This is a genomic window from Leclercia sp. S52 (assembly GCF_039727615.1).
GTDB lineage: Bacteria > Pseudomonadota > Gammaproteobacteria > Enterobacterales > Enterobacteriaceae > Enterobacter > Enterobacter adecarboxylatus_B.
The window spans coordinates 1,867,072-1,880,654 of the sequence record NZ_CP152474.1 but is presented as its reverse complement, the minus strand read 5'-3'; the positions used below and the strand labels follow the sequence as shown (position 1 = coordinate 1,880,654).

The 13,583-nt window shown below is 53.4% G+C and carries 12 protein-coding genes and 1 pseudogene; 12 read left to right on the top strand and 1 reads right to left on the bottom strand.

Going from position 1 to position 13,583, the window contains the following annotated elements; translation table 11 throughout:
• The first annotated feature begins 34 nt into the window (after positions 1-34).
• The 5 genes from AAHB66_RS08925 (at position 35) to AAHB66_RS08905 (ending at position 5,480) form a co-directional block, all read left to right on the top strand.
• Positions 35-2,620, top strand: a complete 2,586-nt coding sequence (locus tag AAHB66_RS08925; RefSeq protein ID WP_347115932.1) for a 3'-5' exoribonuclease — start codon at positions 35-37, stop codon at positions 2,618-2,620.
• 52 nt (positions 2,621-2,672) lie between these two features.
• On the top strand, positions 2,673-2,918 hold the full coding sequence (locus AAHB66_RS08920) for an excisionase (RefSeq protein WP_106992778.1): 246 nt from the start codon (positions 2,673-2,675) through the stop codon (positions 2,916-2,918).
• Entirely contained in the window at positions 2,899-4,029 is a 1,131-nt protein-coding gene (locus tag AAHB66_RS08915; RefSeq protein WP_347115931.1) for a phage integrase Arm DNA-binding domain-containing protein, read from the top strand. Before AAHB66_RS08920 ends, AAHB66_RS08915 begins: the two co-directional genes overlap by 20 nt.
• A 202-nt stretch (positions 4,030-4,231) precedes the next feature.
• Complete coding sequence (locus AAHB66_RS08910; RefSeq protein WP_347115930.1) at positions 4,232-5,041, top strand: hypothetical protein; 810 nt, start codon at positions 4,232-4,234, stop codon at positions 5,039-5,041.
• Positions 5,016-5,480 (top strand): hypothetical protein, encoded by a 465-nt coding sequence (locus AAHB66_RS08905; RefSeq protein WP_347115929.1) that lies wholly within the window; start codon positions 5,016-5,018, stop codon positions 5,478-5,480. Before AAHB66_RS08910 ends, AAHB66_RS08905 begins: the two co-directional genes overlap by 26 nt.
• A 107-nt stretch (positions 5,481-5,587) precedes the next feature.
• Here AAHB66_RS08905 and icd read toward each other — a convergent pair whose 3' ends face one another.
• Positions 5,588-6,838 carry an NADP-dependent isocitrate dehydrogenase gene (gene icd, locus AAHB66_RS08900; protein ID WP_347115928.1) on the bottom strand — a complete coding sequence of 417 codons (1,251 nt, stop codon included), beginning with the start codon at positions 6,836-6,838 and terminating at the stop codon, positions 5,588-5,590.
• A 117-nt stretch (positions 6,839-6,955) separates the two neighbouring features.
• On the opposite strand from icd, the gene rluE reads away from it, so the two are divergent.
• From rluE to phoQ, 7 genes and pseudogenes are all read left to right on the top strand, one after another.
• Positions 6,956-7,627, top strand: a complete 672-nt coding sequence (rluE, locus tag AAHB66_RS08895; RefSeq protein WP_347115927.1) for a 23S rRNA pseudouridine(2457) synthase RluE — start codon at positions 6,956-6,958, stop codon at positions 7,625-7,627.
• Positions 7,620-8,093, top strand: a complete 474-nt coding sequence (locus AAHB66_RS08890) for an NUDIX hydrolase (RefSeq protein ID WP_347115926.1) — start codon at positions 7,620-7,622, stop codon at positions 8,091-8,093. The genes rluE and AAHB66_RS08890 overlap by 8 nt, the downstream gene beginning before the upstream one ends.
• Positions 8,094-8,134: 41 nt before the next feature.
• Positions 8,135-9,244 (top strand): tRNA 2-thiouridine(34) synthase MnmA, encoded by a 1,110-nt coding sequence (gene mnmA, locus AAHB66_RS08885; RefSeq protein WP_142489116.1) that lies wholly within the window; start codon positions 8,135-8,137, stop codon positions 9,242-9,244.
• Between the two features lie 27 nt (positions 9,245-9,271).
• A complete protein-coding gene (gene hflD / locus AAHB66_RS08880; RefSeq protein ID WP_347115925.1) occupies positions 9,272-9,901 on the top strand; it encodes a high frequency lysogenization protein HflD in 630 nt (209 codons plus the stop codon).
• A 19-nt stretch (positions 9,902-9,920) separates the two neighbouring features.
• Positions 9,921-11,291: an adenylosuccinate lyase gene (gene purB / locus AAHB66_RS08875; protein ID WP_347115924.1), complete on the top strand. Its 1,371-nt coding sequence runs from the start codon at positions 9,921-9,923 to the stop codon at positions 11,289-11,291.
• A 124-nt stretch (positions 11,292-11,415) separates the two neighbouring features.
• Positions 11,416-12,087, top strand: coding sequence for a two-component system response regulator PhoP (gene phoP / locus AAHB66_RS08870; protein WP_032617646.1), 672 nt, complete (start codon positions 11,416-11,418; stop codon positions 12,085-12,087).
• Positions 12,088-13,552 (top strand): annotated as a pseudogene (phoQ, locus tag AAHB66_RS08865) (two-component system sensor histidine kinase PhoQ). It abuts the gene before it with no gap.
• Positions 13,553-13,583: the final 31 nt, after the last annotated feature.

Below are 13,583 nucleotides of genomic sequence, written 5' to 3'. Positions count from 1 at the left end.
TGTTGGGTATCTTACACCCAAACGAGGCTCCACCATGGAATTTTTTTATCATATTAAGGCGACTCAGAAATCCGGCAAACCTGACGGTGTTATCTGGTTCAGTGCCAATACGGCGTCACGCGCTGCGCTGCAGCTGGACGTCGCGCTGGAAGATGTAGGTATCGAAACTGGCCGCGGTAAGGACTACGCCAAGCCTGTTCGTACCGACATGCCTGTTGTTGACGATCTACCTGAAGAAGGCGTGATTGATTACACCTGGTGCAAATGCTACGAACTGGCTGACGACCAGCGAACCTGGAATGTGATTGCCGGCACTGCGCAGCAACCTCATCCAGACGGAAAAGTTGTTGAGGGTACCGACACCACTATCGTCGATAGCGTGGATATCGAAACTGGCGAAAGCATTGTTGATGCAGATGGTACCGAAACGGTTTGTGATGCGGTAAGAGAGTTCCGCGAGCGCAAACTTCCGGTATTGACGACCGTCGCCACCCTGCCTTTCCGTCAGCGTCTTCTGGCGCAGTTCATCGCGGACAAACATTATCTCTACCACGTCGACGAAGAGCAGAAGAAGGCCATACTGGAGCTTGAGCTGGATGTGGACAACAGCTACGTGCAGAACCTTATTCTGGCCGCCGAAAATGTTGAGGGCTTCAAGAAAGCACATGAGCCCGACATCTGGAAAGTGGTCAGTGCTCTGAAACCCATCTTCCCAGTTGATGGAAAACGCACAGAGCTGTCTGTCGTCATCCAGTTCTTCAAAGCGTGGTTCAACACCGGACACATTGACCGCGGGATCCTGACGCGAGAGTGGGCCGCCGGCAATCGCATTAACCTCGTGCAGCGCACTGACTCAGGGACCAATGCTGATGGTGGATACGTAACCGACCGCGGCGCTGACACACAACATACCCTGGACACCCTTGATCTGGAAATCGCCTGCGCCCTGCTGCCGATGGACTTCAACCATCGTGAAATCCCGGGCAGCATTGCGCGCCGCGCCAAAGAGATTATCGCGAACAAAGAAGAGCCGTGGAAATCGTGGAGCAAGATCCTGCGCAACCAGCCTGGCGTTCTGGCAGTGAACCGCGCGGCGATCTTCAACCTGGTGCGCATCGCGCCGGAGGATATCCACCTGAACCCGGTTGCGCATCTGGAGTTCGTTAACCAGACGATGACAGCTGAATTCAATGCTGCAACTGAGTTGCTGCCGCTGCCTGCGCCAGCTGCTGAACCTGAGGTGCCAGCAGCACAGCCGGGCGGCGGCGGAAAAACCGATCGCAACCCTAACTACAAACCCGACTTTGACGGGCTCGATACTGAGATTGCGTTGGCAACGCTGTCAGCAGATTTCAATATTTACGACATTCCAAGTGATGTTTTCCGCCAGGCGAAGGCTATCGTCGCTGCGAATGACAGTCCGTTTAAAGAATGGTCTGAAGCTTTGCGCGCAACGCCCGGTATTCTGGATTACTCCCGCGCTGCAATTTTTGCGCTGATCCGTAGCGCTTTTAAAGGGATTCATTTCGAGCCTAAGCATATTCGCGGACACATCCACGCAAACCTGACCGAAACCGACCACGAGAATCCTACAGCGGAAGTGCTGGCGGCGGCTCGCCACACCCCAGAGGTTAGCTGGGAAAAAGAAATTAACGAGAAGATTGAAGCGGAAAAAGCAGAGTTAGCCAGTCAGCCGCAGGTCGCGAACCTCGGCGGCGGCATGTTCTCCATCGAAGGCCTGATGAACGAAAAACAAACAGAAAATGATGACCGTTCACCGGTTAATGAGGAGACCACCAGCGATGTGCAGATGGAAGAGACTAACCCGGCGGAAGGAGAAAATAGTGATGCGGTTTCACCAGACGAAGGCGCTGATGCAGCTGCTGCGCAAACAGATGCCGTAGCGGGAACCATCTGCACTGGCTGTGGTACCGAAGGTGGCGGCGGTTGCCCTGACTGTGGTGCCGTGGCTGGCGATGCAACCTATGCGGTAATGGAGGGGGGCCTGAAAGAGGAACTGGAGGCACTGGGGGCAGATACCTCAAAATCGGAAACCATGTTCACGCACCTGATGGTGGATCTCGAGACAATGGGTAAAAAACCGGGCGCGCCGCTCGTTTCTGTGGGGGCAGTATTCTTTGACCCGGCCAGCGGGAAAACCGGTGCTGAATACTATCAGGTGATTAGCTTGGAATCGTCGATGTCATTCGGGGCCAGGCCAGATGCCAGCACCATCCTCTGGTGGTTGAAGCAATCGCCGGAAGCACGATCTGCAATCGTGGTGGATGATACGGTCGGCCTGGTGGAAGCGTTGGAGCAATTCCTCGACTTCATTGCTGAAAACGCGGCTAACGACTCGAAGAATGTGCAGCTCTGGGGGAATGGTAGCTCTTTCGATTGCCCACTTCTGGAAGCAGCTTTCGAACTGGCCGACACGCCCTTCCCGATCCCGCACTGGAACTATCGGGATGTTCGTACTGTTGTCGAACTGGGCAAAGCTGTTGGGCTGAACTCGCGCTACGACATCCCTTTTGAAGGCGATCAGCATAATGCCCTGGCCGACGCCCGCCACCAGGTCAAATACGTATCAGCTATCTGGCAGCGCCTGACAGCAATCTGATTTCAGTTTTTCAGCCAATGGCCCGTTTCTGGGCCATTATGAGGTAAAGCATATGATCCAGATGTTAACTCTTGAAGAGTGGGCCGCTGAAAAATACAGAAGCAACCCTCCAAGCTTGTCGACACTTCGACGATATGCAAAACAGAATCAGTTCTCTCCACCAGCAATGAAGCAGGGCCGCTTATGGCGTGTTCGTGAAGATGCTGAACTGGTAGGTGAACTGACCGCGCCGGTAGTTAAGAAGAACGACTCCATATTGCTGCAAAGGATTTTGAACGATGGCTGCCAGACCACGTAAAAACAATGTATCTGTTCCGAACCTTTACCCCCTCTACAGCAGGAAGGTGAATAAGGTTTACTGGCGTTACAAACATCCAATCACTGGCAAATTCCATGCGTTAGGCACTGATGAGGCCGAAGCTGTAGCGATCGCCACGGAAGCAAACGAGCGCCTGGCGGAACAGAGAACCCGGCAGATCATGGCAATCAGCGACAGGATCGCCACCAGCAAGGGCAAGGCAATAACCGTATCCACATGGCTCGACCGCTACTGGAAGATTCAGGAAGAGCGCCTGGCAACAGGCGATATAAAGCTGAATACGTTTAAACAGAAAGGTAAGCCGGTATCGTTGTTGCGAGATCGAGTAGGAATGAAGCTGCTACCTTCAGTGGATGTTCGCGATATTGCCCAGTTGCTTGATGAGTACGTCACAGCCGGCCAACCGCGAATGGCCCAAGTAGTTAGGACAGTCCTGGTTGATATTTTTAAAGAAGCGCAACATGCGGGTGAAGTACCCCCAGGTTACGATCCTGCATCGGCGACCAAAAAGCCGCGTCGGAAAATTACCCGACAGCGCCTCAGTCTGGAGGAATGGCAGCGGATATTCGATATTGCCGACGGCAACCATCAATATATGGGCAACGCTATGTTGTTGGCTTTGGTAACCGGCCAACGCCTCGGGGATATTTCGAATATGAAGTTTAGCGATGTCTGGGATGATCACCTGCATGTCATTCAGGAAAAGACTGGAAGCAAAATAGCTATCCCGCTATCGCTTCGCCTCACGGCAATTGACTGGAGTTTGCGGGACATAATTTCACGTTGCAGGGATTATGCCGTCAGTCCGTATTTGGTTCATTTTTTCAGAGCAACCTCTCAAGCGGAACGCGGCTCACAGGTTAAATCCAATACACTCACAACCAATTTCAGCAAGGCTCGCGATAAAGCAGAGATTCCATTAGAAGAGGGGAAAACGCCTTCCACTTTTCACGAGCAGCGATCCTTAGCGGAAAGATTGTATAAAGCGCAAGGTTTGAACACAAAAGAGCTCTTGGGACATAGGTCTCAACAGCAGACCGATGGCTACCATGATGATCGAGGGAAGGATTGGGCAAAAATCAATGTTTGAATTTTCCATCCTTAGATGATACTGTATATAAATACAGTTAAAAATAAATATAAGCTCTTGAAGGTGCTTGGTTTTATGGAATAATGAAGCCAAACAATTTACAGGAGTTTTCTTATGCTGTTTTATGCCTTACGTGTGTTAATAAGACCGCGCGATCCAGACCTCTTTTCGAAAGGGACTATTCAAAAAGACATTACTCATTTTGAAAACGCTATGGTTGTCGCTGCAAAAAAAGTTACATCTGACCTCACCAACTCCATCCGTTCATAAAAAAACTAGTTACACCCTGAAATTGAGCATAAAACCTACTGATGGCGTTATGGCAGGAGTGATATCAAAGCAGCAAAAGATTAAGGGTCATGATAAAGATTTTCGTGAGTACGATGTAGACAACTATCCACCTATCGTATGGATTTGGGACAGAGAAGAACAAGTGTTACTGGTTGAGAAGAAAACCTCGGTTTTCAAGGATGCACATCAAGTTTCTAAAGCGTTTGAAGATCTTGCCAATAACAACTATTTGGCTCAGTTAGGACTTAGAATATTCATAGAGCCTTGCCTTGAAATGGACGATTTTTGGTCGGAATACCAAAGACTTCCATTTATAGACAAAGTCAGCTTTACGCTGATTACCCCAAATATTTTCGGAAGCAGTAAACAAGCCTTAACCGATGATTTACGGAAGCTTGAAGAAGATACCAATGCAAATGCTGTAACCACTACTTTTGAAAACAAGGATGGCAACTTGAAACTCAAAAGTTCTCATTGGGCTTCAGTTCTTGTTGATTGGGTCAAAGATGGTGGCGGGTCATGGTTAATTAAAGGGCGTAAGACACTCAAGTCAAAATCTACAATTGTATCCAGTAACCAGACAGCCAAAATTGTGCTGATCGAAGGTGAGATATCAGAAATTGAACTTGATGGCTACTCAGCAAATGATGTTAAAGAAATCATAGCCTTACATCAAAATAGGTACACGTTCAAAAATGAAAATTTTAAGCGTCTGGACTAAAGCTGTAGTTACTTTCATTTTGTGCTTAGCGTTATCTTCAACTGATAAACAAATTTATACCTTGCTTGAGCAGGCATCTGCTGGAGTAATTGGTTCAATACTCGGGGGGATAACCGCTGGTATCTCCGTGATCTTCGGGATTTTGGCTGTAATCAACAAGGGCGAGAAAACCGCAGACTTTACGGGTTATTTAGCAAGTTTAGAATCAGATCTAAAATTACTGGTTCTCTGTCTGGCAGCAACAATTTTTCTTCCTTACTTGCGAAATTACGACATACCACTATTAAATTATCCTCAGCACGAATTGATTCCTTCTAAAGGCAAGCTATTTACTGCTCTAGAACTTTTCGCAGTCGTACTATCTCTTAACCTCATTGCAGAAGTGATTAGCTGTATGATTTTAGTGGTGAAAAAAAGTCTCAAAATTGAAGAAAAGTGAACCTGTTTTGATAACTTGTTTTGATAAACTTTTGATAACCGTTCGAAAGCTAATAATAAAAAACGGGAACCATCAGGCTCCCGTTCTCACACAACCCAGAATCTGGATTACATGTTTTCGATGATCGCGTCACCAAACTCTGAACATTTCAGCAGTTTAGCGCCTTCCATCAGACGTTCGAAATCGTAGGTTACGGTTTTAGCGTTAATCGCGCCTTCCATACCTTTAACGATCAGGTCTGCGGCTTCGAACCATTCCATATGACGCAGCATCATTTCTGCGGACAGGATGATAGAACCTGGGTTCACTTTGTCCTGACCCGCATACTTAGGTGCAGTCCCGTGGGTCGCTTCGAACAGGGCGCACTCGTCACCAATGTTCGCGCCTGGTGCGATACCGATACCGCCAACCTGCGCCGCCAGGGCGTCGGAGATGTAGTCACCGTTCAGGTTCATACAGGCGATAACGTCGTACTCAGCCGGACGCAGCAGGATCTGCTGCAGGAACGCATCGGCGATCACATCTTTAATGATGATCTCTTTGCCGGTGTTCGGGTTCTTGATTTTCTGCCACGGGCCGCCGTCGATCAACTCGCCACCGAACTCTTCCGTCGCCAGCTGGTAGCCCCAGTCTTTGAAGGAACCTTCGGTGAACTTCATGATGTTGCCTTTGTGAACGATGGTCACAGAGTCACGGTCGTTGGTGATCGCGTACTCAATCGCTGCACGGACCAGGCGCTTGGTGCCTTCTTCGGAGCACGGCTTGATACCGATACCGCAATGTTCCGGGAAGCGAATTTTCTTCACGCCCATCTCTTCACGCAGGAACTTGATGACTTTCTGTGCGTCGGCAGAGTCGGCTTTCCACTCGATACCCGCGTAGATATCTTCGGAGTTCTCACGGAAGATAACCATGTCGGTCAGCTCAGGGTGTTTAACCGGGCTTGGGGTACCCTGGTAGTAACGTACCGGGCGCAGGCACACGTACAGGTCGAGTTCCTGACGCAGCGCAACGTTCAGGGAGCGAATACCGCCACCCACTGGAGTCGTCAGTGGGCCTTTGATGGCAACGCGGTAGTCACGGATCAGATCCAGCGTCTCAGTCGGCAGCCAGACGTCCTGGCCATAAACGTGGGTAGATTTTTCACCGGTGTAAATTTCCATCCAGGAAATTTTACGCTCGCCTTTGTAGGCTTTCTCAACAGCGGCATCCACCACTTTCAGCATCGCTGGGGTTACGTCAACACCGATACCGTCACCTTCGATGAACGGGATAATCGGATTGTGTGGGACGTTCAGCTTACCGTCTTGCAGGGTGATCTTTTTACCTTCCGCCGGAACAACTACTTTGCTTTCCATTAACCTCTCCTTCGAGCGCTTCTGGTTGTTACTGATCTTATGTTAATAATTTGTAATGAGCCCATCGATAGTACCTGAATGTCTGGCGCCATGAAAGGCATTCGTTATTAGGCTATAATGCGGCAATTGATAACGTCTGAAAATACCATGCAGAAAACTTCTTTTAGAAATCACCGGGTTGAACGATTCAGCACACGACAAGCGACTAAGCCGCGTAAGCAACGTGCGCCAACGCGCGTTATTTTGTTCAATAAACCTTACGATGTCCTGCCGCAGTTCACCGACGAAGCCGGGCGCAGCACCTTGAAAGATTTCATCCCCGTTCAGGGGGTCTATGCCGCAGGCCGTCTCGATCGCGACAGCGAAGGACTGATGGTGCTCACCAACGACGGCGAGCTGCAGGCCAGGCTCACGCAGCCGGGAAAACGCACCGGCAAAATCTACTACGTGCAGGTAGAGGGCGTCCCGGACGACGAGGCGCTGGCGGCATTGCGTAACGGCGTCACGCTGAACGACGGCCCTACCCTGCCCGCGGGCATTGAGCTGGTCAGCGAGCCTGAGTGGCTCTGGCCGCGCAATCCGCCGATCCGCGAGCGCAAATCGATTCCCGTATCATGGATCAAAGTCACCCTTTATGAAGGCCGCAACCGCCAGGTGCGTCGCATGACGGCCCATGTCGGGCATCCGACATTGCGCCTGATTCGCTACGCCATGGGCAGTTATACACTGGATTCTCTCGCCAACGGTGAGTGGCGGGACGTTACCGACCAGGGAGAACATCATGTTTAAGCCGCACGTCACGGTAGCTACGATTGTCCACGCTCAGGGCAAATTTTTAGTGGTGGAAGAGACCATCAAGGGTAAAGCGCTGTGGAACCAGCCGGCGGGCCACCTTGAAGCCGATGAGACGCTGGTTCAGGCCGCACGCCGCGAGCTGTGGGAAGAGACCGGCATCCATGCCGAGCCGCAGCACTTCATCCGTTTACATCAGTGGATCGCCCCGGACAAAACGCCGTTTTTGCGTTTCCTGTTTGCCGTTGAGCTTAGCGAAACGTGCGCCACTGAGCCGCACGACAGCGATATCGACCGCTGCCTGTGGGTGGACGCCGACACCATTCTGACCGCGACTAATCTGCGCTCGCCGCTGGTTGCGGAGAGCATTCGCAGCTACCTGACCGGCAATCGTCTGCCGCTGGAGACGATCGGCGAATTTAACTGGCCGTTTACAGAGGGTGTCAATGCCGGGGGCGCGTGATAGAATACGCCGCCTTGAAGTTCAATGTCGTGAGTATTCCAATGTCTGAAAGCCAAAAAAAAGTGATCGTCGGCATGTCCGGCGGCGTCGATTCTTCCGTCTCTGCCTGGCTGTTGCTGCAACAGGGCTATAAGGTTGAAGGCCTGTTCATGAAGAACTGGGAAGAGGACGATGGCGAGGAATACTGTACCGCTGCTGCGGATCTGGCTGATGCGCAGGCGGTTTGCGACAAGCTCGGCATTGAACTGCACACCGTCAATTTTGCCGCAGAGTACTGGGATAACGTGTTCGAGCATTTCCTGGAAGAATACAAAGCCGGCCGCACGCCGAACCCGGATATTCTGTGCAACAAAGAGATCAAATTTAAAGCCTTCCTCGAATTCGCCGCTGAAGATCTGGGCGCTGACTACATCGCGACCGGCCACTACGTGCGCCGTGCCGATGTCGACGGCAAAAGCCAGCTGCTGCGCGGTCTCGACGGCAACAAAGATCAGAGCTACTTCCTTTATACCCTCGGCCACGAACAGATTGCCCAGAGCCTGTTCCCGGTGGGTGAGCTGGAAAAACCGGAAGTGCGTAAAATCGCTGAAGAGCTGGATCTGATCACCGCGAAGAAAAAAGACTCTACCGGTATCTGCTTTATCGGTGAGCGCAAATTCCGTGAGTTCCTTGGTCGCTATCTGCCCGCCCAGCCGGGCAAAATCGTCACCGTTGACGGCGACGTGATTGGCGAGCACCAGGGGCTGATGTACCACACCTTAGGCCAGCGTAAAGGGCTGGGGATCGGCGGCACCAAAGAGGGGAGCGAAGATCCGTGGTACGTCGTCGATAAAGACGTAGAAAACAATATCCTGATTGTGGCCCAGGGCCATGACCACCCGCGTCTGATGTCCGTCGGCCTGATTGCCCAGCAGCTGCACTGGGTCGCCCGCGAGCCGCTGAAAGGCACGCTGCGCTGCACGGTGAAAACCCGTTATCGTCAGACCGATATTCCCTGCACCATTACCGCGCTGGACGACGAACGCATTGAAGTGCGTTTTGACGAGCCGGTCTCCGCCGTAACCCCGGGCCAGTCTGCCGTCTTCTACAGCGGTGAAATCTGCCTCGGCGGCGGTATTATTGAACAACGCCTGCCGCTGACTGCGGTTTAATGCGATTACACACAGAAAGGAGCCAGTGTGGCGAAGAACTTTTATGACATCACCCTGGCGCTGGCGGGAATTTGCCAGTCTGCCCGTCTGGTGCAGCAGCTCGCACATCAGGGTCATTGTGACGCTGACGCGCTGCACGTTTCGCTCAACAGCGTCGTGGATCTGAACCCCAGTTCAACCCTCGGTGTCTTTGGTGGTAGCGAAGCGAATCTTCGCCTCGGTCTGGAAACCTTACTCGGTGTGTTAAATGCCAGCAGCCGTCAGGGGCTGAACGCGGAACTCACGCGCTATACCCTGAGCATGATGGTGCTGGAGCGCAAACTGTACGCCGCCAAAGGGGCCATGGGCACCCTGGGCGATCGCATTTCTGGCCTTCAGCGTCAGCTCGATCATTTCGATTTGCAGTCCGATACCTTACTTAGCGCCATGGCCGGCATTTATGTGGATGTCATCAGTCCACTGGGGCCGCGGATCCAGGTCACCGGCTCCCCTGCCGTCCTGCAAAGCCCGCAGGTACAGGCCAAAGTGCGCGCCTCACTGCTGGCCGGTATTCGTGCCGCGGTACTGTGGCATCAGGTCGGCGGTGGCCGCCTGCAGTTAATGTTTTATCGTAATCGCCTGACCACTCAGGCAAAACAAATTCTTGCTCATTGTTAACCTCCCGGAGTTGCGAACTATGGAATTATCCTCACTGACCGCCGTTTCCCCTGTCGATGGACGCTACGGCGATAAAGTCAGCGCGCTGCGCGGGATCTTCAGCGAATATGGTCTGCTGAAATTCCGTGTCCAGGTTGAAGTACGCTGGCTGCAAAAGCTGGCCGCACAAGCAGCGATCGCGGAAGTTCCTGCTTTTGACAGCCAGGCAAACGATTACCTCGATAAAATCGTCGCTGAGTTCAACGAAGAAGACGCGGCGCGCATTAAAACCATCGAGCGCACCACCAATCACGACGTGAAAGCGGTTGAGTATTTCCTGAAAGAGAAAGTGGCAAGCGTCCCGGCGCTGCACGCGGTATCGGAATTCATTCACTTCGCCTGCACCTCAGAAGACATCAACAACCTCTCCCACGCCCTGATGCTCTCTACCGCGCGTGAGGAAGTGGTGCTGCCGTACTGGCGCAAAATCATCGACGCGGTGAAAGCCCTGGCGGTGGAGTATCGCGATATTCCGCTGCTCTCCCGTACCCACGGGCAGCCGGCCACCCCGTCCACCATCGGTAAAGAGATGGCTAACGTCGCCTACCGTATGGAGCGTCAGTACCGCCAGCTGGAGCAGGTGGAGATCCTCGGCAAAATTAACGGTGCCGTTGGTAACTACAATGCCCACATCGCCGCCTATCCAGAAGTGGACTGGCACCAGTTCAGCGAAGAGTTTGTGACTTCTCTGGGCATCCAGTGGAACCCGTACACCACTCAGATCGAGCCGCATGACTATATCGCCGAGCTGTTTGACTGCATCGCGCGCTTCAACACCATCCTGATCGATTTCGACCGCGATGTGTGGGGCTACATCGCCCTGAACCACTTCAAGCAGAAAACCATCGCCGGTGAAATTGGCTCGTCCACCATGCCGCACAAGGTAAACCCGATCGACTTCGAAAACTCCGAAGGCAACCTGGGTCTGGCGAACGCCCTGCTGCAACACATGGCCAGCAAACTGCCGGTATCCCGCTGGCAGCGCGACCTGACCGACTCCACCGTGCTGCGTAACCTCGGCGTGGGCATTGGCTATGCGCTGATTGCGTATCAGTCTACCCTGAAGGGCGTGAGCAAGCTGGAAGTGAACCGCGAGCGTCTGCTTGACGAGCTGGATCACAACTGGGAAGTGCTGGCGGAGCCGATCCAGACCGTGATGCGCCGCTATGGCATCGAAAAGCCGTACGAAAAACTGAAAGAGCTGACCCGCGGCAAGCGCGTTGACGCCGAAGGCATGAAGCAGTTTATCGACGGTCTGGAACTGCCAGAAGATGAGAAAACCCGCCTGAAAGCGATGACCCCGGCCAACTACATCGGCCGCGCCATTGCGATGGTTGACGAGCTGGAATAACGCTTTTACCCTCTTTCCGCCCGGAAAGAGGGTCCCTTCCCCTTCGGTTTACGAAATGTTTATCCCCGCCGCAACATAATCAGCGTTAAACTATTCAGACCATTCATATTAGGGAGAAGCGATGATGCGCGTACTGGTTGTTGAGGATAATGCGTTGCTACGTCATCACCTGAAGGTTCAGCTTCAGGAAATGGGGCATCAGGTGGACGATGCCGAAGATGCAAAAGAAGCCGACTACTATCTCAATGAACACCTACCCGATATCGCCATCGTTGACCTGGGTCTGCCTGATGAAGATGGCCTGTCGCTGATCCGCCGCTGGCGCAGCCACGATGTCTCCTTGCCGGTGCTGGTGTTAACCGCCCGTGAAGGCTGGCAGGATAAGGTTGAAGTGCTGAGCGCCGGAGCGGATGACTACGTCACCAAACCTTTTCATATTGAAGAAGTGGCCGCCCGCATGCAGGCGCTGATGCGCCGCAACAGCGGCCTCGCCTCGCAGGTGATCTCCATTCCGCCGTTTCAGGTGGATCTCTCCCGCCGTGAGCTCGCCATACATGACGAGGTGATCAAGCTCACCGCCTTTGAATACACCATTATGGAGACGCTGATCCGCAACAGCGGCAAAGTGGTGAGCAAAGATTCCCTGATGCTCCAGCTCTATCCCGACGCGGAGCTGCGCGAAAGCCACACCATTGATGTATTGATGGGGCGCCTGCGCAAGAAGATCCAGGCCCAGTATCCGGAGGATGTCATTACCACCGTGCGTGGTCAGGGCTATCTGTTCGAATTACGCTAAATGAAAAGTCTCTTTCGTCACTTTCTGCCGCTGTCGCTGCGGTTTCGCTTCCTGCTGGCCACGGCGGTGGTGGTGCTGGTGCTTTCGCTGGCCTACGGGATGGTGGCGCTGGTGGGCTACAGCGTCAGCTTTGATAAAACTACCTTCCGCCTGCTGCGCGGAGAGAGCAATCTGTTCTATACCCTCGCGAAATGGGAAGACAATAAGATCACCATCGATATGCCGGAGCATCTGGATCGCCAGAGCCCGACCATGTCGCTGATTTACGATGAGAAAGGCAAGCTGCTGTGGGCCCAGCGCGATGTGCCCTGGCTGATCAAAAGCATCCGTCCGGAATGGCTCAAAGCTAACGGCTTTCACGAGCTTGAGGCGGATGTGGATGCCACCAGCGTGCTGGTCGGTAACGACCGGCACATGCAGAAAGAGCTGGCCGAGATCCGCGAGGACGACGACGACAGCGAGCTGACCCACTCGGTGGCGGTCAATATCTACCCTGCCACCATGCAAATGCCGCAACTGACGATTGTGGTCATCGACACTATTCCGGTAGAGCTGAAACGCTCTTATACAGTGTGGAACTGGTTTGTCTATGTGCTGGCCGCCAACCTGCTGCTAGTGATCCCCCTGCTGTGGCTGGCCGCCTGGTGGAGCCTGCGGCCCATCCAGTCGCTGGCGAAAGAGGTACGTGAGCTGGAGGAGCATCACCGGGAAAAACTCAACCCCAACACCACACGTGAACTTACCAGCCTGGTGCGCAACCTGAACCGGCTGCTGAAAAGCGAGCGCGAGCGTTACGACAAATACCGCACTACCCTGACCGATCTGACCCACAGCCTGAAAACGCCGCTGGCGGTGATGCAAAGCACGATGCGCTCTTTACGCAGCGCCAGGCTGAGCGCCGATGAGGCGGAACCGGTGATGCTGGAGCAGATCAGCCGTATCTCCCAGCAGATCGGTTACTACCTGCACCGCGCCAGCATGCGAACCGGCAGCACCCTGCTGAGCCGGGAGCTGCACCCGGTCGCACCGCTGCTGGACAGCCTGACCTCGGCCCTGAACAAGGTCTATCAGCGTAAGGGGGTGAACATCACGCTCGATATTTCGCCTGAAATCAGCTTCGTGGGTGAAAAGAACGACTTTATGGAAGTGATGGGCAATCTGCTTGATAACGCCTGTAAATACTGTCTGGAGTTCGTCGAGGTCTCGACCCGCCAGGGTGAAAATGAGCTGCACATTATCGTTGAGGACGACGGCCCGGGGATCCCACAGGGCAAACGCGATCGGGTCTTCGATCGCGGCCAGCGCGCCGACACCTTACGCCCCGGCCAGGGGGGTGGGCCTGTCGGTGGCGCGCGACATTGTTGAGCAGTACGACGGCCGGATCGACACCGGTGACAGTCTGCTCGGCGGGGCGCGCATGGAGGCAATTTTTGCCCGCCAGCACCTTACAAGCGACGAGAGTTAAGCCTTCGGGTGAAAAAAGCGTGATTCTCGCA

Bases quoted from the DNA above. Each gene is read 5' to 3' on its own strand.
- purB (WP_347115924.1), top strand. From the start codon at position 9,921: ATGGAATTATCCTCACTGACCGCCGTTTCCCCTGTCGATGGACGCTAC.
- mnmA (WP_142489116.1), top strand. From the start codon at position 8,135: ATGTCTGAAAGCCAAAAAAAAGTGATCGTCGGCATGTCCGGCGGCGTC.
- AAHB66_RS08905 (WP_347115929.1), top strand. From the start codon at position 5,016: ATGAAAATTTTAAGCGTCTGGACTAAAGCTGTAGTTACTTTCATTTTG.
- AAHB66_RS08925 (WP_347115932.1), top strand. From the start codon at position 35: ATGGAATTTTTTTATCATATTAAGGCGACTCAGAAATCCGGCAAACCT.
- icd (WP_347115928.1), bottom strand. From the start codon at position 6,838: ATGGAAAGCAAAGTAGTTGTTCCGGCGGAAGGTAAAAAGATCACCCTG.
- rluE (WP_347115927.1), top strand. From the start codon at position 6,956: ATGCGGCAATTGATAACGTCTGAAAATACCATGCAGAAAACTTCTTTT.
- AAHB66_RS08915 (WP_347115931.1), top strand. From the start codon at position 2,899: ATGGCTGCCAGACCACGTAAAAACAATGTATCTGTTCCGAACCTTTAC.
- AAHB66_RS08920 (WP_106992778.1), top strand. From the start codon at position 2,673: ATGATCCAGATGTTAACTCTTGAAGAGTGGGCCGCTGAAAAATACAGA.
- AAHB66_RS08890 (WP_347115926.1), top strand. From the start codon at position 7,620: ATGTTTAAGCCGCACGTCACGGTAGCTACGATTGTCCACGCTCAGGGC.
- phoP (WP_032617646.1), top strand. From the start codon at position 11,416: ATGCGCGTACTGGTTGTTGAGGATAATGCGTTGCTACGTCATCACCTG.